Source organism: Kaistella sp. 97-N-M2 (genome assembly GCF_021513235.1).
Lineage (GTDB): Bacteria > Bacteroidota > Bacteroidia > Flavobacteriales > Weeksellaceae > Kaistella.
Genome location: NZ_CP090976.1, coordinates 1,186,507 through 1,208,214, shown reverse-complemented (window position 1 = coordinate 1,208,214; position 21,708 = coordinate 1,186,507). Strand labels below are relative to the sequence as shown.

Annotated in this window: 23 protein-coding genes; 7 read left to right on the top strand and 16 right to left on the bottom strand. The window is 40.3% G+C overall.

Annotated features, from left to right (window positions below):
- Window positions 1-17: 17 nt before the first annotated feature.
- Complete coding sequence (locus L0B70_RS05760; protein WP_235143329.1) at window positions 18-659, top strand: hypothetical protein; 642 nt, start codon at window positions 18-20, stop codon at window positions 657-659.
- Window positions 660-883: 224 nt separating this feature from the next.
- Here L0B70_RS05760 and L0B70_RS05755 read toward each other — a convergent pair whose 3' ends face one another.
- Window positions 884-1,423 carry a hypothetical protein gene (locus L0B70_RS05755; protein ID WP_235143328.1) on the bottom strand — a complete coding sequence of 180 codons (540 nt, stop codon included), beginning with the start codon at window positions 1,421-1,423 and terminating at the stop codon, window positions 884-886.
- Window positions 1,424-1,727: 304 nt separating this feature from the next.
- On the opposite strand from L0B70_RS05755, the gene mnmA reads away from it, so the two are divergent.
- The 4 genes from mnmA (at window position 1,728) to L0B70_RS05735 (ending at window position 5,938) form a co-directional block, all read left to right on the top strand.
- Complete coding sequence (gene mnmA, locus L0B70_RS05750) at window positions 1,728-2,915, top strand: tRNA 2-thiouridine(34) synthase MnmA (RefSeq protein ID WP_235143327.1); 1,188 nt, start codon at window positions 1,728-1,730, stop codon at window positions 2,913-2,915.
- A 179-nt stretch (window positions 2,916-3,094) separates the two neighbouring features.
- Window positions 3,095-4,117, top strand: coding sequence for a hypothetical protein (locus tag L0B70_RS05745; RefSeq protein ID WP_235143326.1), 1,023 nt, complete (start codon window positions 3,095-3,097; stop codon window positions 4,115-4,117).
- Between the two features lie 46 nt (window positions 4,118-4,163).
- Complete coding sequence (locus tag L0B70_RS05740) at window positions 4,164-5,015, top strand: hypothetical protein (protein WP_235143325.1); 852 nt, start codon at window positions 4,164-4,166, stop codon at window positions 5,013-5,015.
- Window positions 5,016-5,245: 230 nt separating this feature from the next.
- Window positions 5,246-5,938: a diphthine--ammonia ligase gene (locus L0B70_RS05735; RefSeq protein WP_235143324.1), complete on the top strand. Its 693-nt coding sequence runs from the start codon at window positions 5,246-5,248 to the stop codon at window positions 5,936-5,938.
- A gap of 45 nt (window positions 5,939-5,983) precedes the next feature.
- Here L0B70_RS05735 and L0B70_RS05730 read toward each other — a convergent pair whose 3' ends face one another.
- From L0B70_RS05730 to L0B70_RS05705, 7 genes are all read right to left on the bottom strand, one after another.
- A complete protein-coding gene (locus L0B70_RS05730; RefSeq protein ID WP_235143323.1) occupies window positions 5,984-6,727 on the bottom strand; it encodes a LytTR family DNA-binding domain-containing protein in 744 nt (247 codons plus the stop codon).
- A gap of 9 nt (window positions 6,728-6,736) precedes the next feature.
- Window positions 6,737-7,297, bottom strand: a complete 561-nt coding sequence (locus L0B70_RS05725) for an isoprenylcysteine carboxylmethyltransferase family protein (RefSeq protein ID WP_235143322.1) — start codon at window positions 7,295-7,297, stop codon at window positions 6,737-6,739.
- A 1-nt stretch (window position 7,298) separates the two neighbouring features.
- Window positions 7,299-7,589, bottom strand: a complete 291-nt coding sequence (locus tag L0B70_RS05720; RefSeq protein ID WP_235143321.1) for a 2TM domain-containing protein — start codon at window positions 7,587-7,589, stop codon at window positions 7,299-7,301.
- Window positions 7,576-7,845, bottom strand: a complete 270-nt coding sequence (locus L0B70_RS13530) for a hypothetical protein (RefSeq protein ID WP_407929699.1) — start codon at window positions 7,843-7,845, stop codon at window positions 7,576-7,578. Before L0B70_RS13530 ends, L0B70_RS05720 begins: the two co-directional genes overlap by 14 nt.
- 35 nt (window positions 7,846-7,880) lie before the next feature.
- Window positions 7,881-9,209 carry a 2TM domain-containing protein gene (locus L0B70_RS05715; RefSeq protein ID WP_235143320.1) on the bottom strand — a complete coding sequence of 443 codons (1,329 nt, stop codon included), beginning with the start codon at window positions 9,207-9,209 and terminating at the stop codon, window positions 7,881-7,883.
- A gap of 36 nt (window positions 9,210-9,245) precedes the next feature.
- The gene (locus tag L0B70_RS05710) at window positions 9,246-9,536 is read right to left on the bottom strand and encodes a 2TM domain-containing protein (protein ID WP_235143319.1); all 291 of its coding nucleotides are present in this window, start codon (window positions 9,534-9,536) and stop codon (window positions 9,246-9,248) included.
- A gap of 156 nt (window positions 9,537-9,692) precedes the next feature.
- The gene (locus tag L0B70_RS05705) at window positions 9,693-11,813 is read right to left on the bottom strand and encodes a carboxy terminal-processing peptidase (RefSeq protein WP_235143318.1); all 2,121 of its coding nucleotides are present in this window, start codon (window positions 11,811-11,813) and stop codon (window positions 9,693-9,695) included.
- A gap of 134 nt (window positions 11,814-11,947) precedes the next feature.
- Here L0B70_RS05705 and surE point away from each other — a divergent pair, with 134 nt between their 5' ends.
- A complete protein-coding gene (gene surE, locus L0B70_RS05700) occupies window positions 11,948-12,715 on the top strand; it encodes a 5'/3'-nucleotidase SurE (RefSeq protein ID WP_235143317.1) in 768 nt (255 codons plus the stop codon).
- Window positions 12,716-12,869: 154 nt separating this feature from the next.
- A complete protein-coding gene (locus tag L0B70_RS05695) occupies window positions 12,870-13,910 on the top strand; it encodes a GMP reductase (protein WP_235143316.1) in 1,041 nt (346 codons plus the stop codon).
- 11 nt (window positions 13,911-13,921) lie between these two features.
- Here L0B70_RS05695 and L0B70_RS05690 read toward each other — a convergent pair whose 3' ends face one another.
- The 8 genes from L0B70_RS05690 to L0B70_RS05655 form a co-directional block, all read right to left on the bottom strand.
- Entirely contained in the window at window positions 13,922-14,584 is a 663-nt protein-coding gene (locus L0B70_RS05690) for an aspartate/glutamate racemase family protein (protein WP_235143315.1), read from the bottom strand.
- Complete coding sequence (locus tag L0B70_RS05685; protein WP_235143314.1) at window positions 14,581-15,534, bottom strand: L-histidine N(alpha)-methyltransferase; 954 nt, start codon at window positions 15,532-15,534, stop codon at window positions 14,581-14,583. Before L0B70_RS05685 ends, L0B70_RS05690 begins: the two co-directional genes overlap by 4 nt.
- Window positions 15,531-16,682: an ergothioneine biosynthesis protein EgtB gene (gene egtB, locus L0B70_RS05680; RefSeq protein ID WP_235143313.1), complete on the bottom strand. Its 1,152-nt coding sequence runs from the start codon at window positions 16,680-16,682 to the stop codon at window positions 15,531-15,533. Before egtB ends, L0B70_RS05685 begins: the two co-directional genes overlap by 4 nt.
- Before the next feature lie 233 nt (window positions 16,683-16,915).
- Entirely contained in the window at window positions 16,916-17,659 is a 744-nt protein-coding gene (gene fabG / locus L0B70_RS05675; protein ID WP_235143312.1) for a 3-oxoacyl-[acyl-carrier-protein] reductase, read from the bottom strand.
- Between the two features lie 4 nt (window positions 17,660-17,663).
- Window positions 17,664-18,398 (bottom strand): 16S rRNA (cytidine(1402)-2'-O)-methyltransferase, encoded by a 735-nt coding sequence (gene rsmI / locus L0B70_RS05670; RefSeq protein WP_235143311.1) that lies wholly within the window; start codon window positions 18,396-18,398, stop codon window positions 17,664-17,666.
- 241 nt (window positions 18,399-18,639) lie between these two features.
- Window positions 18,640-19,101 carry an IS200/IS605 family transposase gene (tnpA, locus tag L0B70_RS05665; protein WP_235143310.1) on the bottom strand — a complete coding sequence of 154 codons (462 nt, stop codon included), beginning with the start codon at window positions 19,099-19,101 and terminating at the stop codon, window positions 18,640-18,642.
- A gap of 129 nt (window positions 19,102-19,230) precedes the next feature.
- Window positions 19,231-20,607: a UDP-N-acetylmuramate--L-alanine ligase gene (murC, locus tag L0B70_RS05660; protein ID WP_235143309.1), complete on the bottom strand. Its 1,377-nt coding sequence runs from the start codon at window positions 20,605-20,607 to the stop codon at window positions 19,231-19,233.
- A gap of 54 nt (window positions 20,608-20,661) precedes the next feature.
- On the bottom strand, window positions 20,662-21,702 hold the full coding sequence (locus L0B70_RS05655) for a hypothetical protein (RefSeq protein ID WP_235143308.1): 1,041 nt from the start codon (window positions 21,700-21,702) through the stop codon (window positions 20,662-20,664).
- Between the last annotated feature and the right edge of the window lie 6 nt (window positions 21,703-21,708).

Sequence of the window (21,708 nt, the reverse complement as noted above, 5' to 3'; positions counted from 1 at the left end):
CTCAAAAAATTAAAACAATGAAAAAATTATTTGTAACAGCGCTGCTCCTGATTGCAGTCAGCACCTTCGCCCAAACGCCTTTTGAGAAAGCGATGACCGAAAAAATGGCGAAACTGGACCAATCGAAAACGCCGGAAGACTTCACGGCTTTGTCCAATGATTTCGCGAGAATTGGCGACAAAGAAAAAACGCAGTGGCTGCCCTACTATTATGCCGCGCACGCCTCTATAGAAAAAGGCAGAAACCTGATGCGCACGGGCAAAGTCGCCGAACTGGATGCCGTAGCCGCAGAAGCACAAACTAACCTCGATAAAGCCGCGGAACTCAGTGAAGACAACGCAGAGATACTGATTCTCCAAAAAATGATTCACGGCTTGAAAATGATGGTGGATCCGCAGGCGAGATTTATGAGCGAAGGCATGTTGGGCGCCGACGCGCTTGCCAAAGCAGAAAAACTGGATCCCGAAAATCCGCGGATTTCCCTGCTGAAAGCGGAAGACACTTATTACACGCCGGAACAATTCGGCGGCAGCAAAACAAAAGGGTTAGAATTATTTCAGAAATCTCTGGACCAGTTCAAAACCTATACGCCGAAAAGTCCGCTATATCCGAACTGGGGAAAAGGTGAAGCGGAATATTTTCTGGCGAATAAACCTTAAGCAAACCTGATCAATAAAGCAAAATCTCCTGTTTATACGGGAGATTTTTTTGATTTTTAAGTTTGAATTTTTCCGTCACCATAACGTAAAGTGAGATTTTGGATCGATACAACTATGCGCGACCTGTAAACAGAAAGTTTAGGAAACTGCAGTTTTTGAATTGTGGTGCAGCTGAAAAAATTCGGGTAATTTGTGCTTCAACTTTTCTGCGATTTAAGTTTTATTTAAAGGCCAAAAACAACCCCAACATTCGGAATAAAACCGCCGCCGAAAACGGATTTGTCTTTATCGTACAGCACATTATACATACCGCCGATCTGTAGATACGCGCGCTCACCGATTTTTTGCATATAACCGCCGCCCAAATAAAGCGCAGCTTCCTCGCCGGAATATTTTACGTTGCTGTATTTGTCTTTCTGATTGAAAAAATATTCCTGAAACATGCCGCTTACATAGAAGTTCCGAGCGATATAATAATTCGCGAAAGGGCCGATCCCAATTGTGGTGGCGGAATAATATTTGGAATTCGACCAGTTGAAACTGCCGGCCAACCCGGCTTCGAAATTTTCGGTGACTTTGTAACCGACGCGAGGCGAAAGATAGACAGAAGTCCCGCCACCATTTCCGCCGAAAGATCCGCCAAGTCCTGCTGATCCGCCAACCGTCCATTTGGAGTTTTCGCCACCGACTTGCGTGGAGGTTCCGATTTGGGCATTGGCTGCGAAAGCGACAGTGACTAATGAAAGAAGAATAATTTTTTTCATGAATGTTTCATTTTGTGGGATAAAAGTAAGTCTTTTTCTGAGATCGAAAATTTCAATAATTAAAAAAATAGCCGGTGTTTTTTGCGGAGGAAAATTTTGGAAGAAGAACGAACCTTTCTTCCAGCCCCGATCGCAACGGCATCCCCGGCGCGGCGGCCACGCCGCCGCGCCGGGATAGAGTGAAGAGCGGGCACGGTTTTCGGAAGAAGGCGTGCCTTGGTTGCTCCTAAAAAAATTGCATTTATTGTCGTAAATTTGCGCCCTCAAGAAAGAGTCTCCTTTAAAGACTTTATAAAATGAACATATGAAAATAGTAGTAGGCCTTTCCGGCGGCGTAGATAGCAGTGTTGCAGCGTATTTGCTGCAAAAACAAGGGCATGAAGTCGTGGCGCTTTTTATGCGGAACTGGAATGATGCGTCCGTAACTTTGGAAGATGAATGTCCCTGGATTGAGGACAGCAACGATGCTCTGATGGTGGCGCAAAAACTTGGAATTCCGTATCAGGTCATCGATATGAGCGAACTGTACAAGGAAAAAATTGTGGATTATATGTTCGACGAATATAAAAGAGGCCGCACGCCGAATCCCGACGTTTTGTGTAACCGCGAAGTGAAGTTCGACGTGTTTATGAAAACGGCTTTATCGCTTGGTGCTGAGAAAGTTGCAACGGGACATTACGCGCGCGTGAACTCTACTTTTGATGAAAACGGCAAGGAGATTTATCATCTTTTAGCGGGAGCGGATAATAATAAAGATCAGTCTTATTTTCTTTGCCAGCTGAATCAGGAGCAGTTGTCGAAATCGCTTTTCCCAATTGGGGAATTAACAAAACCGGAAGTTCGGGAAATCGCGCGCGAAATGGGTTTGGTGACGGCAGATAAAAAAGATTCGCAGGGTTTATGTTTCATCGGGAAAGTAAGTTTACCGACTTTTCTGCAACAACAGTTGGAACCGAAAGAAGGTGATATTGTAGAAATCTTCAAGGATTTTGAAGCTTTTCGCCGGGAGACACCTGTATTTTCTTCAAAATTGGAAGAATTGCAGTTTCTTTCGGACAAAACCAAATACGAGAAATCCGATGGAAAAATGATTGGCAAACATCAGGGTGCGCATTATTTTACGATCGGCCAAAGCAAAGGTTTGGGGATTGGCGGCCATGCGGAATCGTGCTTCATCCTGTCGCGCGACATGGAAACTAATACGATCTTTGTGGGCGAGGGTAAAAATTTCCCGGGGCTTTTCCGCAAAGCTTTAAAAATAGAAAACTCCGAAGTTCATTGGGTTCGTGAAGATTTGCGTTTGCAAAATGGTGAATCGATGAAAGTAAAAGCCAGAATCCGGTACCGGCAACCTTTGGAAGAAGCGACGCTTTACCAATTTGAAGAAGGTTTTTATATCGAGTTTGAATGCCCACAATCTGCGATCGCAGAAGGACAGTTTGCTGCGTGGTATGACGGTGAGGAATTGTTGGGAAGTGGGGTGATTTCCTAAAATCCTGATTTTTAATTAATAATATAATTCCTTTCGAAAAATCAAAAGGAATTTTTGGTATTTTAGCAGTTAGATAATTCAATACTCTCATATTACTAATACGCAGAAATTTGAATTAGTCTGTGTTATTTTTAACCCATTATTAGAGTTGCACAAATTTTTTAAAAAATAATAAAGAAATGAATATATACGACATTGATTCTGACAAAGTAATTGATGCAATTGTAGTTAGTGGTTCGATAACATATGGCGAAGCAATCGAAAAATTGATTCCATTAATAAGTAAAACTGAATTCCAAAGAAAATTACAGGATAAAAAGTTTTACGAAAAATTAGAGCGAGATATTGTAGATGGTTGTATAATGCCATCAATAACAATTGCGTTTGTAAATAAAACAATAACCGCTAAGTCAAATAAAGAAGATATCTTAACGTTTTTTGATAACAATTATCAAAAGTCTTTCGTTTTAGATGGCATTCAGAGATTAAATACACTTGCAAGAGTAAGTAATTCAAAAGACATCAATTTAGATAAAAAACTTTATTTGAACATTATTTATAGTGATTCTGTAGATAAATTGCTGTACAGAATGATAACTTTAAATAATGGCCAAAAACCAATGACGCCTAGACATCAAGTAGAAGTTATGATGTCTAATGTATTTGACTTTAAAGAACTGGGTCTAGAAGTACAAACAGAGAAGGAAAGAGCTATTAAGATCAAAATGAATTCTTTTAATAAATCAGATTTAGTACAAGCTTATTTGGCGTATATGGCCAATAGTCCTATGGTTGATAACAAAAAGATCATCCAAGACAAAATGGACGAATTGATAGTTAGCAAAATCGTTTCTGCTGAGAAATTTGACAAAGACTCTACTTTTGAAAATGTAATTAAATCTGTTGCTAAATTTCAAAAAAGCGCTATTTCCTTGAAATGGTTAAAGCAAGCTAACAATTTAGTTGGTTTTGCGGTTGGAATGAAATCTTCCGTGAAAGATATTATAGATTTGAGTGTTGAAGAATTTGAACATGCAGTTATAACTTTCGACCAGGCATTTTCTGACTTTAATCCTTCAAAAATCAAGTTGGGTAAACTAAGACGAGAACTTTCATATGATTATTTCAAAAATTTCGCTAAACTTAAGGATTTTGAAAGTTTAGAATTATTAGAATATTTCAGCGAATTAACAAATGATTAATCGATACATCTACGAAGATCCAATTTTTAAAGCTTCTTCTAAAAATTTGAATTTAAGAATTGACAGTTCAAACAAAATTTTGAATATTTTTCGATTAATCTCTGGGACGATTAATTGTACTGATACATACGATAATAAGATTTATAAATTCCGGCAGAATTATTCTAATTTCCCCTTTTCAACAAATGAAACAATAAATCAATCTGTTGTTCTAAATAATTTCCCAGATGAAGTTAAATTGAAAGACCTTGATATATATTTTAAGCGTTCGAGGTTCAATTCAAAATTCTACAGTTCAATTGAGCCGGAAATAATAAAGTGTCTTATTGCCGTGAATAAGAATAATCATTTAGAAGCTTTCTTCTATTTATATAGGATTTTTGAAGGAATATCTTATTCGGTACCACTAATTTATGTTTCTAAACAGAGAAACTATGACAAAACCTATAAGCAATTACAATCTTTTTTTAATAATGAACAAGATGGGGAATTAGCATTTTTTAAACGTTTTATATCTGAAACATTTAAAGATGAAGATTTTTTTAAATCGACTATTGATATAGATTTTAATACTATTGACAGAACAGATTTAAGAGAAGCATATTACAAGTTATATTTAGAAAAAATAAAGGAAAAACCAATGGATGGTAAAGGTTTAAAAGGAGAAACATTGAACCAAGAAATCAAATTGTCTTTTATTGGATTTTATGATTTTATTATAATTATAAGAAATAGATTTTTCCATTTAACAAAAGGTACTTGGCAAAATAATTTAAGCTCAACTGAAATCCTATTTCCAGATTATTTTTTCAAACCAATTATTAATCACGGATTAAATTGGGTTGCACTAATAATTTTTGAAATAATAAAAGTAGATTTTGAAAAAGGAACGAAATAAAAAATATTTTTTCAGCAGTGTGAATAAATAATTAATTATCATTTTGAAACTACCGAAAGTTTTTCAAACTTGATAATTACGTCTTTTTTTCTTAAAAATAGGCAAACGATTAACAGTAGATTTTGCATTTAACCATAGTCAAATCATTAGAGCTTTTAAAATTTAGAAATGCCCAATAAAACAATTATCGTAGCCGGTGGAACCGGACATCTTCCAAATTCAAATCCTCAATGAAAAAAGCAGTATTCAACTGGAGCGGCGGGAAAGATTCCGCTTTAGCCCTCCAGAAAGTTCTGGACGAAAAAGAATTTGAGGTCATTGCACTTTTGACCAATATGAGAGAAGAAACCTCGAAATCTTCGATGCATTCTATTCCTTTAGAAATTTTAGAAAGACAGGCTGAAAGTATTGGCATCCCTTTATACGCGGTCGCCTCTTCTACGATGTTAAAAAATTACGAGGAGAAAATGGCTGAAGCAGTCAATCATTTTAAAGAACAAGGCGTTAAGCATTTTATCTTTGGCGATATCTTTTTATCCGACGTAAAAGCGTATCGGGAAAGCAAACTTCAGCCTTTGGGAATTGAAGTGGTGGAACCGCTTGGGGAAAAAACCTCTCAGGAAGTTATTGAAGAATTTTTACGATCAGGAATCAAGTCAAAAATCATCGTTACGCAAGCCGATCTATTAGACGAAACTTATATTGGAAAAGATTTAGACCAAAATTTGATCGACTCATTTCCGGAGAACATCGATCTCTGCGGAGAAAACGGCGAGTATCATACTTTATGTTATGCCGGCGGTTTATTCAAAAAGGAAGTTGAGTTTTCAATTACCGAAACCATTAAAACCTCATTTGATTTTACTTTAGATACAGGAGAAAAAAAGACTTTTGAATATTGGCAGGCAGAATTTGAGCTGTAGGAACATCGCATTATCTTGTCCTAAACCTCCACAGTATTTTAGCTTCTATCTGGACAACCACTCCTTAAAATCCTTCACGCGATCGCGGCTCACCGTGATTTCTTCTTCCGGCTGAAATTCCATCTCCACTTTATAATACGGCGAAGTGTGGATGTTCCGGATGAAATTTGAATTGATCATAAACTGCCGGTTCACGCGGAAAAATGTTTTCTCATCTAAAACTTCCTGAAGTTCATCCAACGTAAAATCGGTCGGATAATTTCTTTCTTTTGTCTGCAGATAAACGATTTTGCTTTCGCTGTAAAAACAGGAAACCTCCGCGGTTTGAACGATTTTTAGATTATAGCCGATCTTAACCAGAATCCGCGATAACTTCTGTTTCTCTTCTTTAATTAACGATTTGATTTCCATGGTATTGTAAGCGGAATCCGAGGGCAGGAAACTTTTAAATTTATTGATGGCTTTTTCCAGATCTTCTTCCATAATCGGTTTCAAAAGATAATCGATGGAATTAAGTTTAAAAGCCTTTAAAGTATACTGATCAAACGCCGTTGTGTAGATCATGAAGCTTTTCGTCGGAATTTTTTCGAAAATGTCGAAGGACAAACCATCGCCCAAAACAATATCGGAAAATATCAAATCCGGATGCGGATTATTTTGAAACCAGTCCACGCCTTCTTCCACAGAATTTAGTGTTGCAACCAATTCTAAATCAGGAAATAAGCTTATTAGGCGCTCGAGTTTCCGGGCGGCGGGTTTTTCATCTTCGATGATGAGGGTTTTTATCATGTTCTAAAATTAATAAATAAAAGGCAGAAGACGTTTCGTTTTTTTCATGTAATCCGTGTATGCTGCGCCGAACTTTTCCTTTAAGGCTTTCTCTTCAACTGTAATGCGGTAAATAAACATGAAAAATACAGGCACCAGCAGCATCGCGGCAGATATATAGTTGTTCAGCACCAGCGCCAGGCCGACAAACGTCAGCAACGAAAAGGCGTACGACGGATGTCGCACATACTTGTAAAATCCGTCGGTTTTTAACTGATGATCTTTTTTGATGGTGACATCCACCGTAAAATATTTTCCCAGGTTGTAAACGACCAGCAGCCGGAGAACTACGCCGGAGATAAGCAAAACTAAACCTAGTATTTTCAGAAAATTTCCCGTATAGAAAGGAAAGCTGGAAGATTTTGCAGTAAAGATTCCGAAAAAAATACTGAAGCCGATAACGAGCCATAAATAGGAAAGCGTTCTCTTATCTTTCCCTTTTTCGTCCGCGTCACCCGATCTCATTTTGAGGAGCAGAAATACTTCCGAAAGTCCCCAAAGAAAGGTGATGATATTGGTTACGATGTCCATTTTAACGGTATTTGTCCATTAACTCTTTCGTTTTTCTTTCTTCCCAATCTTTGCCGAGATAAGCATCGGGCAGAAAAACGGTTGCGGCGTGCACAAGAAGACCGGCGCCCCAGAAAATCGCCGTCCAGTAATTGTCCATATTCGACAGGGTTTCGCCTGACTGCACGTTTCCGGCGATGATAAATAAATTCACCATCACAAAAACGGTGGCGTGAATGTAAAAACCTTTGATCTTTTTTACACGTTCCTTCGCTTTGAGGTATTTAAGGTCGTTTTCGTTAAAATTTTCCATGGTTCGTTTGATTAAGTTCTCTGTTCAACATTTTGCGTTCCCAGGTGGAATTGAAAAAGAATATTTTCACCGCTTTCACTGCCAAAATAATTCCCCAGATCCAAAAAACGACTGAAAAATGATTTTGGTCTAAAAAGGGAAATTCCCCAGTTTTAAAAAACCTTCTCAGTACGTAAAAGCAAACGACGAGAACAAAAAATGGCCAGACTGATATAGAATTTTCGCCGTTGTGCAACGCTTTCTTTCGCGAGCGCATAATCGATTTCGTGTTGCGTTAAATTTTCCATGCGTTCAGGGTTTTGAATTTTCTTTGTCTAAAATTTTCCGGATTTGTTTTTCTTCCCAGTTTCTGCCGATGCCGAAAACCTGTAAGGCATGCGAAGCCAAACCGATTCCCCACCCCAGGATCGGCCACCAAAACCAGTGATATTGCGGCGCGGTCCAGAGGTTGACGAAGATTAAAAACGGAATGACGAGGCAGTAGGAAGTTAGATTTCCGTAGAAACCTTTCAGTTCTTTCACTCTTTTGGAGGCTCTTTGATAGGCCACCGATTCTTGGGAAGGTTGTGTGGTCATTGCACTTGTTTTTTGGGTTAATATGGGTATTTTCACGCGGAAAAAATCGCTGGATTTCTCGATGAAAACATTTTGTTTGGTTAAGATCGAATACCGCTGAACGATGTTGGAAAGGCCGATCCCGGCGCTTTCTTTTACCTGTTCGCGGTGCTGCAGATTATTTTCAATAAAAAGATACCCGTTCTCCGAATAAATTTTAATGTTCAGCGGTTTGCTGGACGTAGCAAAATTATGTTTGATGCAGTTTTCCAGCAAGAGCTGCAGCGCCAAAGGCACCACGAAGAATTTAAGATCGCTTTCATTCACTTTAAATTCAAAACTGACGCTGTCTTCGAAACGCGTTTTTAAAAGGTCACAGTAGATTTTTGCAAATTCGATCTCTTCTTCTACGGTGACGAGTTCCTTGTCTTTCTGTTCCAGCACGTAGCGGTAAATCTTCGACATGGAAGCCGTGAAACGTTGTGCCTGCGTGGGATTTTCGTCGATTAAAGAACTCAACACATTCAAAGAATTAAAAAGAAAGTGCGGATCGAGCTGATTTTTTAAACTTTCAAACTGCGCGTTCGCCGACTTCGCGATAAGTTTCTGTTCAACGACTTCCCTATTGGTGGCCTTTTTCCATTCCTCAACAAAACCTTTAGCGTGCATAATGGCTGAGATCAAAAGGGCAACATTGATGATCAGCCAGTTGACAAAGCCCATGGATCCGCTAAAAAACTGCGCAGGATCGTTTTTTTGCAGCACAATAAAATTGATGTAATTGCAGACAAAAACCAAAAATACATTCACAAAAAGCGTCGCCACCACGCCTAAAATCATCCGCGTTCTCGTATCGTCGATCCAGGAATATTTGGAATTCAAGTAACCGTTCGTATAATAATTTCCAAAAACGAAAACAAAAGAATACAAAAAGGAGACGGCAAAACTGATTAAAAGATTTTTAAAACTTTGATCTTCCGTAAAAAAAGTAAAGAAGAAAACACCGGTTGCAAAGGAAATCCCCAGCATTGTCGGCAGTCTTTTTCGGAAATCTTTAAAATCCATTTTTGAAAATTTAAATAATATTAGGGAAAATTAAAACTACTTGCGCAGGATTTTCTGAATTTCTTTTTCTTCCCAGTCCGGACCAAACAAAAGGTTTTTTCCAAACACAGAAAGTCCGTGTGCGAAAAGTCCGATTCCCCAGAAAACCGCCGTCATGTAAGGGTTAAGCATTAATAAGGAATCTGCATTGTCGATGGAGTTTCCGGCGATGATGATTAAGTTCACCGCCAAATAAATGGTCGCGTGAACATAAAATCCTTTGATGTATTTTACTCTTTTTTGAGCCGCTGCGTATTTTTCTTCCTGGGTAAAATTGTACGTTTCCATCGTAGTAAGTTTATTGTTGTTATTTGATGGTGTAAAGATATGTTGCCTGCTGTCGGTTTTCAACAAATTCCGACCGAACCGTAGATTTTACTTACCGAACTGTAGAAAACAAAAAAACCACCGGAAAATCCGATGGTTTTTTAGTATGTGAGCCGGCTATTTCATCTCCGCTGCTACCGTTACCGCTTCCTGCAGGTAAAGATCGCGCTGTAGATTTTTCGTCCAGTTCTGTGTTTTCTTGGTGAAGGCTTCGTCGTTTTTTTCGCGCGCAACCTCATCCGTATTTAAGGTAAATTTCAAACCGTTGTTGAATTTCTCCAGGGCTTTGAATTTTTCAATCTGTGCTTTTCTGGCTTTCATTACTTCGTTGAATTTCTCTTGATTTAAAGAAATCGTTTCCTCTTTATCCAGGTTTTCTTTCCATTCCGCAGATTCCTGCATTAATTGGTAGTTTTTGTTATTCGCGAGGCGGCTTTCGATGCCTTTCTGTAACGCCTGAACGGAAAAATAATTCACCGGCTGAAAGGCAACGGCCGGAATTTTATCCCAGGCCAAAGCGTAATCATCATATCTTTCACCGATTTCCGCATAGGTAAAGAAGTCTTTCATTTTAATGTCGGATTCAATTCCTTTTCGCTGTGTAGATTCGCCCGTGATTCTGTAGAATTTTTGAATGGTTAACTTTAAAGACCCGAAATCGTCGTTCGTATTTAAAAACCGGTTCAGATCGACAAAAGTCTGCACCGTTCCTTTCCCGAAAGACTGCGGCGAACCGATGATCACCGCTCTGCCGTAATCCTGCATGGCACCGGCTAAAATCTCCGAGGCCGACGCAGAAAGTTCATTCTGCATGATAACAACCGGACCAGTCCAAAGCGGTGCGTTCGTCTTATTTTTCAGTGTCTGGATTTTTCCGTTGCCATCTTTAACCTGAACGTAAGGACCTGCGTTCATAAAAAGTCCCATAATATCACCGACTTCCGTTAAACTTCCGCCGCCATTATTTCGAAGATCAAGAATAATTCCTTCTACGTTTTGGGTTTTCAGCTTGATGATTTCATTTTTAACATCATCTGACGCGTTTCTGCCTTTAGCATCAGCAAAATCGGCGTTAAAACTTGGAAGGTTGATCAGTCCATATTTTTTGCCGTCAGCAGAATTTACGATGATGCTTCGCGCGAAAGTGTCTTCAATAGCAACTTCTTCCCGCACCATGGTCACTTCCTTGATGGTTTTATCTTTTTTCTCCACGGTCAGGGTAACTTTTGTTCCTTTCTCACCGCGAATTAGACGTACAGCTTCGTCAGACAGCATTCCCACCACATTCACTGCGTCTTCGCCGGGTTTCGATTTTACCTTTAAAATTTTGTCTCCTTCGGACAGCTGTTTCGATTTCCAGGCGGGAGCGCCCAAACTCAGGGCTCCTAAATAGAGAAAACCTTTTTTCTCCTGAATAATAGCGCCAATTCCGATCACTTTTCCGGTGAACTGCGTATCAAAATCTTCTTTGTTTTTCGGCGAGTAATAGTTGGTGTGCGGATCGAAAACTTCCGTGTAAGCATTCATATAGACGGTAAACCAGTCCATTTTGTTTCTTTTCTTAAATCTGCGGAAGGTATCTGTTACGAGGTCTTTCACTTCCGACGTGGCCTTTATTCTTTTCTGCTCCGGTGTCAGGATTTCGAGTTTAATGGTATCTTTCAGATTGAATTTCTGCACAGAATCTTTTTTCTCCTTCTGCATTTCTTCTTTCGCCGTTAAAGATTCCATCTCCTGCAAAATGTTGTATTTGATGTACTTCTTCCATTCAGCCGCCAGCTCTGCCTGATTTTTTGCGTTCTTTTTAACCTTAGGTTCCAGGATTAAAGTTTCCTCTTCGTTCAGGTTAATGGGTTTGCTAAGAATATCCTGCGTGATTTTATCGATCTCATCTACCCTTTGGTACAAGCGGTCCACTGTTAATTTGTAGAATGTAAGATCGCCCTGATTCAGATAATCGTCCAGTTTCGTTTCATGTTTGGCAAATTCATCCATATCAGACTGGAGAAAATAGCGCTTGGAAGCATCAACCATTTCAAAATAATGCTTGTAAACGTCCTCGGAATAGGCATCGTTAATTGTTTTTGGGGAGTAATGAAGATAACTGAGCGTGTTTTTAACACTTACCATAATGGTCGACATTTTATCGTCATCATTTTTTGGAGAATTAAAGCAGAACACCAAACTTGTAAGCGGAATGAAAAGCAGTAATGTATTGAGTTTTAATTTTTTGAACATATAATTATTTAATATCTAATTTGTTAAGAGTTTCCCCCTTTTGTTACAGGGTTCTACGAAGTATCAAAATTAATACCTTATTTATATTTGAACACTATTATTTTAAGTAAATTTGTGCAAAACCAAGCGATTATATGCAAAAACCTTTGATTTTAGTAACCAACGACGACGGAATTACAGCTCCGGGAATTAGACATCTTGTAGAATTTATGAACGAAATTGGCGACGTTATCGTGGTTGCGCCCAATTCGCCGCAATCCGGAAAAGGTCATGCAATTACCATTAATTCCACGCTTACTTTTGAAGAAATTAGTTTAGACGGGCCGCAGAAAGATTATTCTTTGAGTGGAACTCCCGTGGACTGCGTGAAGTTTGCATTGGACAAGATTTTAACACGCCGACCGGATCTGGTTGTCTCAGGAATAAATCACGGTGCGAACTCTTCCATCAATGTCATTTACTCCGGTACCATGAGTGCGGCCGTAGAAGCCGGCGTCGAAGGTTTGCAGGCCATCGGTTTTTCCCTCCTCGATTTTTCCTGGGATGCCGATTTTTCTCAAGCTAAAGAATACATTCAGAATATTGTTCGGAAAGTAATCGAAAATCCTTTGCCAAAGGGCGTTGTTCTGAATGTGAACATCCCAAAACTGCTAAAAGAAGAGATTAAAGGCATCAAAGTCTGCAGACAGGCGAACGCGAAATGGGAAGAAAATTTCGACGAAAGAATTAACCCACACGGTAAAAAATATTACTGGCTCACGGGTTATTTCAACAATATGGATACGGGCGCTGATGCTGATGAAACCGCACTTTCAGAAGGATATATTTCTATTGTTCCGGTAAAATTCGATTTAACAGCGCATGATTATTTAAAAGATCTGGGGGAAATTATGAATTCCTGACTATTTTAAAAAGAAACCTTGCGGCCCGGATTGAATCGAGCTTCTTCTGTGAAACGAAGCGGAACACATCGACAATTTCAGTATAAATTCCAGGCGGAAAAAGCTGCCAACAAAAGACAACTACCAATATCTCAATCTTAAACTAACTTCTAAAATGCGCATAGAAAACGAAATCAAACTTGGATTTAAGGACGTGATGATCCGCCCGAAAAGATCGACGCTGAAATCGCGGTCTCAGGTGAGTTTGGAACGAAATTTCACGTTTGTCAATTCCAAAAAAAAGTGGAGCGGTGTGCCGGTGATTGCTGCGAATATGGACACCGTTGGTACTTTTGAAATGGCGGAAGCTCTGGCAAAAGATAAAATCCTGACGGCGATTCACAAACATTACGCATTGGAAGAATGGACGTCGTTTTTGACTGATCAGCCCGATTCCATTTACGAGTATATCGCTTTGAGTACGGGAATTGGTAAAACAGACGAAGAAAAAATTCAGAAAATCGTCGCGGCGCATCCAAAGATTAACTTTTTGTGCATCGACGTGGCGAATGGCTATTCCGAACATTTTGTGGATTTCGTGAAGAAAATCAGAAAAATTTATCCGGATAAAACCATCATCGCCGGAAATGTAGTGACCGGTGAAATGGTGGAAGAACTGATTTTAGCCGGTGCCGACATCATTAAAGTCGGCATTGGGCCGGGTTCGGTCTGCACGACGCGCTTAAAAACGGGTGTCGGTTATCCGCAACTTTCTGCGATTATCGAATGTGCTGATGCGGCGCACGGTCTTGGTGGACATATAATTTCCGATGGCGGATGTAAAATTCCGGGCGATGTCGCAAAAGCCTTTGGCGGCGGCGCCGATTTTGTGATGCTGGGCGGAATGTTTGCGGGACACGATGAAAGCGGTGGCGAAATGGTGGAGGAAAACGGTAAAAGATTCCGTCTTTTCTATGGCATGAGTTCGCAAACAGCCATGGATAAACATTCCGGCGGCGTTGCCGAATATCGGGCATCGGAAGGTAAAACAGTGAAAGTGAAGTACAAAGGCGCGGTTTCCGAGACGGTGAAAGATATTTTGGGCGGCGTCCGGTCGACGTGTACTTACGTAGGTGCTTCGCAACTGCGGGAACTTTCCAAAAGAACAACGTTTATTCGCGTTCAGGAACAGGAGAATCAGGTTTTTGGAGATTAGAGAAACTTCATTTACTTTAAAAACGCTTCGATCTGCAATTCTGCCATGTCGATGCAGGAATCGTCATTCTTCCGAGCATGTAAAGAAAGTTCCGTACAGGCGATGAGGACCGGATTACTTGCGGCATATTTCTTTATTGTTTCGTGAAATCTTTCACTATCGGAGGTTGCAACGTTACCTTCGTAAACCATTGTTCTAAAATGGTCGATCCACTCTTGATCTTCGTTGGAAGGCTTTAGCAGCGTGACATCTTTATCATCAAAATTCCTTCGCAGATAATCAGAATTCATCGTGTAGGAAGTTCCAAAGAGGAAAGCTTTCGAGACATTTTTTTCCTGTAAATAATTCAAAGTTAGAGAAACTGGGTGATAAACTTCGAGGGGGAAATCCATCTGATCCAGCGTTTCATGCAACGTGATATTTGGAACCAGCAACTTTTTAATGCCGAGGGCGAATATTTTTTCCAGATAGTCTTTTACTTGCGGAATAAGATCAGAAAATTTATTCGGCAAGAATGGGTTTATTTCCTGAAAATCAATTTGATAAAGTATCAGCGGACAGGTTGAGTATTCTTTATTTTCGTGTTGGAATTTCTCGTGAATTTGCTGCAAATAATATTGGGTTGAAACTGCGCCCAAACCCAAAACTCCTTTTATCGGCGCTTTCGACCTCATCTTTTGGTCAGAATATAATCCGCAAAATAGTTTTTGGAATCCAGAAATTTAGCGGTGATTTCCAATTGAGAATCTGCCACCAAACCGTTTAAAATGTCATCATTATACTTTCGGGAGATCTCGGTGTGAATGGCTTCGTTTTCGTCGAAACTGAAAGATTTATCTAATTCTTTGATGTAAACAGTCTGTTTGACTTTACTTCTTAAAAAACTTTTCGCAATGCCTTCACTTTCGGTGTATTCGGGGGCGTGTTCGAAGTTTTCCAGATTAAAATTGGCGCCAAATTCTGCGTTGATCCTTTTTAAGAGATTCAGATTAAAATCTCTCGTTATTCCGGCAGCATCGTTATAAGCGGGCAGAACAATATCTTTGGACTTGATAAGATCAACACCCAGAAGAAGTTTTTCGTTGGACTTCAAATGCTGAGAAATTTTCTGTAAAAACTGCGCGGCCGTTTCATCCGGCATATTTCCCAGATTAGAACCGATAAACAGGATTACTTTGGGTTTATCGGAATGAAAAAGATCATCTAAAACCTCAAAATAATCGCCCTGCTGCGGCAGGATTTCCAAATCCGGAAATAAATTTTCCATGCGGTCGGTGATCACCTCGAGGCTGTTTCTGGAAATATCGACGGGAATATACTTGAACTTAAAATTATTATCAATTAAAGTTTTGAGCAAATGCTGCGTCTTCTTTCCGTCGCCGGCGCCCAGTTCGATAAGCTCAAATTCTTCAGCTTTGTCAATATTAAAAGAATCAATGATTTTTTCGCTTTGCCCGCTGAAAATTTCGAGTTCGGAATTTGTAAGATAATATTCCGGCATGTCCATAATCCGCTGAAAGATTTCGTCGCCGGCTTTATCGTAAAAATAGTGCGAAGAAATGTATTTGGGATTCCGGCTAAGACCGTCGTTTACATCTTTTAAAAAGGTGGCGTTTTTTGTCATTTTGCTAATCTTATTCCGGTGACCTGCCACCTGTATTTCGGACTGAAAAAGTTTCTGTAGGTTTTTCTGGTGTGACCTTCGGGTGTGGCCGTAGAACCACCGCGCAAAACCATTTGGCTTACCATAAATTTACCGTTGTATTCGCCAACGGCGCCTTCTGCAATCTGAAACTGTGGATACGGCAGATAAGCGGAATAGGTCCACTCCCATCTTTTTCCCCATTGCAGTTGATCGGCGGCGGCTTCCCACTCAAATTCCGTAGGCAGGCGCAAACCTTTCCAGGCGGCGAAAGCCTGGGCTTCGTAAAAAGAGATGTGGGCTAAAATATCATCGGGCGTGATTGGTTTTAAACCTTCCAACGTAAAGGAATGCCACTGTCCATCGATTTTTTTCCAGTAGAGCGGCGATTTTATTTGATTGTCCGTGACCCACGTCCAGCCTTCGTCGAGCCAAAATTTAAAATTATCGTAGCCGCCGGCTTCCATAAACTCAAGAAAATCTGCGTTGGTCACGAGAGAGCGGGAGATGTGAAAATCGTGCAGGAAAACTTTATGCCGCCCTTTTTCATTATCGAAATGAAATCCTTCGCCCTGGAAACCGATCTCGTAAATGCCTTCAGGAATCTCGAGCCAGCCTTCGGCGGTATTTTTCTGCGCAGTAAGATTAAAGTTTTCTTTGTAAACGGGAAAGATCGGATTGTAAGAAAGGGTGTGCTTTAAGTCTGTGATGAGAAGTTCCTGATGTTGCTGCTCATGGTTTATCCCTAATATTATGAGTTCTTCCAAGTCAGAACCAAGTTTGTTTTGCAGCAATTTTTTAATTTGTTCATCCACATGGTTTCGGTATTGATAAACTTCGGCGACGGTGGGTCTGGTGATTGTTCCGCGTTCCGTTCGGATGCCGCGGTCGCCTAAAGTTTGATAATAACTGTTGAATAAAAAACCAAAATGCGGATTGAACACCTGATAATCCGGAAGAAATTTTTTGAGGATCATTTCCTCAAAAAACCAGGTGGAATGGCTTAAATGCCATTTTGGTGGACTCGCAAAATCGACAGGCTGCGGAATATAATCCTCTATATGAAGCGGATCGCACAGCGCAACGGTTTCGGCGCGGACTTTTTGAAATTTTTGTAGTAAAGCGTTCATAAACCTTTTGATAAGTTGAAGCGGAATAGCATACAAAAAATATTCCGCGATATGTAATTAACCACCAATCTACAAAAATTAGTACGTAAATTTACTAATAACCATCGTTCTTTCGGAAAAAGTACAACTCTTCCTTTTAGCCCCGATCGCAGCGACATCCCCGCGTAAGCGGGATACAGCGGAGAGCGGGACTACTTTTGGGAAGAAGCACCCATTGTCGTGCTTCAAAAAATTTAAGTCAACATTCCGCCGTCTACATTCAACACCTGACCCGAAATGTAGGAGGACATGTCGCTCGCAAGAAATACGCAGGCGTTGGCAACGTCTTCCGGCTGGCCGCCGCGTTTCAAAGGGATAGCGTCTCTCCAGCCCTGCACGGTTTTTTCGTCGAGCGCGGCCGTCATTTCTGTTTCGATGAACCCCGGCGCAATGGCGTTGCAGCGGATATTTCGGGAACCTAACTCGAGCGCGATGGATTTGGAAAAACCGATGACGCCGGCTTTGGAGGCGGCATAATTCGCCTGGCCTGCATTTCCTTTCACACCGACAACGGAAGTCATGTTGATGATCGATCCGGAACGCGCCTTCATCATCGGCTTAATAACAGCCTTAGTGAGGTTGAAAACGGAATCTAAATTGACTTTGATGATCGTATCCCAATCGTCTTTCGACATGCGGAGCATTAAATTATCGCGCGTGATTCCGGCGTTGTTGATCAAAATATCGATCTTCCCGAAATCTGCCAAAACATCTGCAGCCAGTTTCTGCGCCGCATCGTAATCCGAAGCATCGGACTGATACGATTTTACGGTGGTTATTTTCTCCAGCTCCTCTTCCAGGGCTTTGGCTTTATCGACGGAACCCGCATAAGTGAAGGCAACCTGCGCGCCTTCCTTGGCGAAAACTTCGGCGATTCCTTTTCCAATTCCACGCGTTGCGCCGGTGATGAGGGCAACTTTTCCTTCTAATAATCCCATATTTTTAATTTTCTAAGTTTTTATATTTGTTTTTCGACAAAGGTTTTTCGGCTTCATCGTCTTTTGTTGCGACATTATTGAGAACTAAAACGATTTCTCCTTTTAAAGTTTTGCTTTTGGAGAATTCGATGAGTTCATTGATTGTCCCGCGTTTTGTTTCTTCGAACTTTTTTGAAATTTCGCGGCTCAGACTTACCTTGGTCTCTTCGCCGAAAAATTCTTTGATCTGCTCCAAAGCAGTGTTTATTTTGTGCGGACTTTCATAAATAATGATGGTTTTCTTTTCTTCGGCCAACTGTTTCAGTTTGGTTTGGCGTCCTTTTTTTTGCGGCAGAAAGCCGGCAAATAAAAATTCGTTATTCGGCAGACCAGAAACGACCAAAGCTGGAACGAAGGCTGTCGCGCCGGGCAAACACTGCATTTCCAGATCCGAGTCGGCTACCGCTTTTGCCAAAAGGTAGCCCGGATCGGAAATACCGGGGGTTCCGGCATCAGTTATAATGGCGATGTTCTGTCCGTTTTTTAAATCACCGATCACTTTTTGCGTCGTCTGATGTTCGTTGTGTAAATGATAAGATTTCAGCGGTTTAGATATTTCGTAATGCTTTAAAAGAAAGCCGGAAGTCCGCGTATCTTCGCACAATATATAATCGACTTCTTTCAGAATTCTTACCGCTCTGAATGTCATGTCTTCTAAATTGCCAATCGGTGTTGGCACAAAATATAGGATTCCGCTCATTTTTATTTTTATGTCTAACATGTCGCATCGGAATACATTACAAAGCGATGTTTCCGTCGCATCGGATAAATTCCAAATTCTTTATCCGTCGCAGTGGAATAAATTCCAATGCTAAGATATCGGCCGTCGCTACGCGACTGGAGGTGAGTTGCGGAGCAACGGCCGATATTATTTCCTGAGATTTCAATCTCAGGGTTCAGATATTGATTTTAAAAACCTCCTGGCAAAATTAACCTTTTCGCTAAATTAAATCTTCAAACCAGTAATGTTCATCATACTCTACTTCAAATTCCTGCAAAAGCTTGTGATATTCCGTCCTAAAGTTTTCCTTTTTGTGATGTTCTTTCTGATTTTGAATATACTGGTAAACATTGCTGATAGCGCTTTGGCTATAACTGAATCCACCAAATCCTCGTTGCCATTCAAACCGTTGTTTCAGAAATTCATTTTCGTTGATCCATTTTGAAGATTTTGCTTTTACATTCTTCATTACTTCTGAAAGAGAAATTGAAGACTTCAACGAGAAAAAGCAATGAACATGGTCTGCTACGCCGTTCACTATGATAACCTTACAACCTGTTTCGTTAATCAAATTGCCAATTACTGCAAATAATTCTTTGCTAAAATGCTCACCAATTAAAGCCTGTCTGTATTTTACGGAAAAAACAGCTTGAACGTACAGTTTAACGTAGGTATTGGGCATTAAATCGTGTTTAAAATTACCTTTTCGAATATTAATCTATTTCGCCTTGATATATTTAAATTCCTGTGGCTTTTCCGTGAGAGTCGCGTATCGACGGCCGATATTCAGGGCTGAGATTTTAATCTTAGCCTAAAGTTTTTCATATAAACCTTTACAAAACTCCTCTAAACCCGGATCTCTTGCGCCCATTAAAAGCAAAACCGTCCCGGAATTTAATTCCGGTCGTAAGGTTTCCAGTAAATGATTTCTGTCTTCGACAAAATGCGCTTTTTTTCCGGTTGCCTTTATTCCTTCCACTAAATCGTTCGCAGAAATATCTTTTACTGCCGTTCCGCCGGCGTAGAAAATTTCGCTCATCCAAATTTCATCCTGCGGTCGTAAAGCATTTGAAATCTCCTCGATAAAGTCGTCTTTCAAAAAGCGCGTCGGTCCATACCCGTGCGGTTGGAACCAGGCGATCACTTTTTCCGCCAAAGGCTGACAGGCTTTGATGGAAGCCGCGCATTTCGCGGGATTATGCGCATAATCATCAATCACCCAAACTCCGTTTTTCTGACCGAGAATTTGATGTCGTCGATAAATCCCTTCATACCGTGCTAAACTTTCGGCGCAGGTTTTCAGAGCGATGCCAATTTGATTTGCGACGGCTATGGCAGCGGTCGCATTTTCGACGGAATGTTGTCCGAGCGAATTCATTTGGAAGTTCTCGTTCAACACTTCGAAGGATAAAGACAAACCCTCCTGGTGAAAATTTTCCGCTGAAAATCCGGCCTCCTTATTCTCGAACCCAAAATCATTCTCTCTATTTTCAGACAAAGATTTAGCTAACGTATTCGACTGATTTACAACGAATAAACCCTTTGTATTGTTTTTGAAAATGGTAAATAAATCTATTAACTCTTCAATTTCCTGATGATCTTTATCAACATTTAAAAGCAGACCGATTTCGGGTTCATACTGCACGACGGACCCGTCGCTCTCGTCGGCTTCGATAATAAGCCATTCGCCTTTTCCTACGGCCGCGTTTCCAATTTTTCCTTGTTTAATAATGTTCGTTAAACCTGCGCCTGAAATGATGCTTGGTTCATATTGAGCATCCAGTAGGATCTGATAAAGCATGGCGGAAGTAGTCGATTTTCCGGAAGTTCCGGCAACGGCAATCGTTTTTTTGCTTTTCGCAATCAGTGCTAACAGTTCACTTCTTTTAATAAGGGGAATTTGAAGCTCTTTTGCTTTTTGAACCTCATAAACCGTGTCCTCGATCGCTGTAGAAACTACAACCAATTCCGTCTTTTCTGTAATTCCGGTGCCATCCTGTAAAAAGCATTTAATGCCTTCCTGTTCGAGTTGCTCTTTGGTTTTGTTGTATTCGTCCGGATGAAAATAGCGGTCGCTCCCGGAAACATTTTTTCCAATTCCTTTTAAATATTGCGCAATGGCGCTCATTCCAACTCCTGCTACTCCAATAAAAAAAACGTTGTCGAAGTCTGAAATATCTTTTATCATATTTTGCTGTTGATCGCGAAGTGCTGTGCGAATTAAATTTTGGCTCCTAATAGTTTAAAGAAATTTATTTTCAACCAGATCCCAAAGTCGTTGCGCGTACTCATCCACTTTGCTCCAGTCTTTCTGATAATAAACGTCGCTTAAGTATTTTCTTGCCTCTTCCACATTATCAAAAGAATTTAAGCGGTCGATCGTACTTTTCAGTTCATTTTCGTCGCCATGGAAAAGCAATTTTGTAAAAGCCACTTTATCATTAAAATCCAGCTTAAATTCATGCTGTTTCTTTGGAGCTTCCATAAAGTCGGTGGGAATGTTGGTCTTCAATAAGCTTCCGGAATCGCCTATTGATTCCTTATTTACGGAAGTTTCGTCCTTTAATTTTTCTAACGGGTCTTCGTCAAATAAGTTTTGAACAGCTTTTAAACCTTTAATACTGGATAGTCTGAATTTTTTTTCTGCCTGTTGTTGTTGAATCGCCTTCTGTTCCTGAATTACCTCTGCGGCCGTCGGATGAGAAACTTCATGTTTGTTAATCTCCACAATTTTCCGGCGGCGCTCTTCCGACTCCAGAAAGTCTTGCTCCTTTTGCGATAAGTGCTGGTCCGGATCAACGTTGTCTTCTTCACCGTTTATTTCCTCTTTCGGAACGTCAATTTCTGTAAAATTATCTTCGTCGCCGAATTCTATATTTTCCGGTGAAGGAGCGTTTTCTTCGGCATAAATTTCCGGCGAATTTCCTGTATCGCTAAATTCTTCTGCGTCTTCCGCCTTATTTTGTTCGGTCTGAATCGCATTAATTTCAGTCGTAAAAAGAACTTCTTCCTCAATCATATCTTCATCGAAAGTCGAATCTTCGAAATGATGCTCGCTGGCGTCAAAATATTCTGGTTTCGTTTGTAATTCAACCGACTTATCTTCCAGAAAACTTTCTTTATTTTTTTCGAGAATACGGAGAAAAGAAATTCGATCTGTTAACTCTGCGAACAAATCCTGTTTCGTCAGGAGTTCATCTTTAGAATCAATTTTAGTGAGCGTATCGAGGATATTTTTGGCTTCGAAAAAAATCTTTTCTTGTATATCTTGAAGGTTCTGCATGATAAA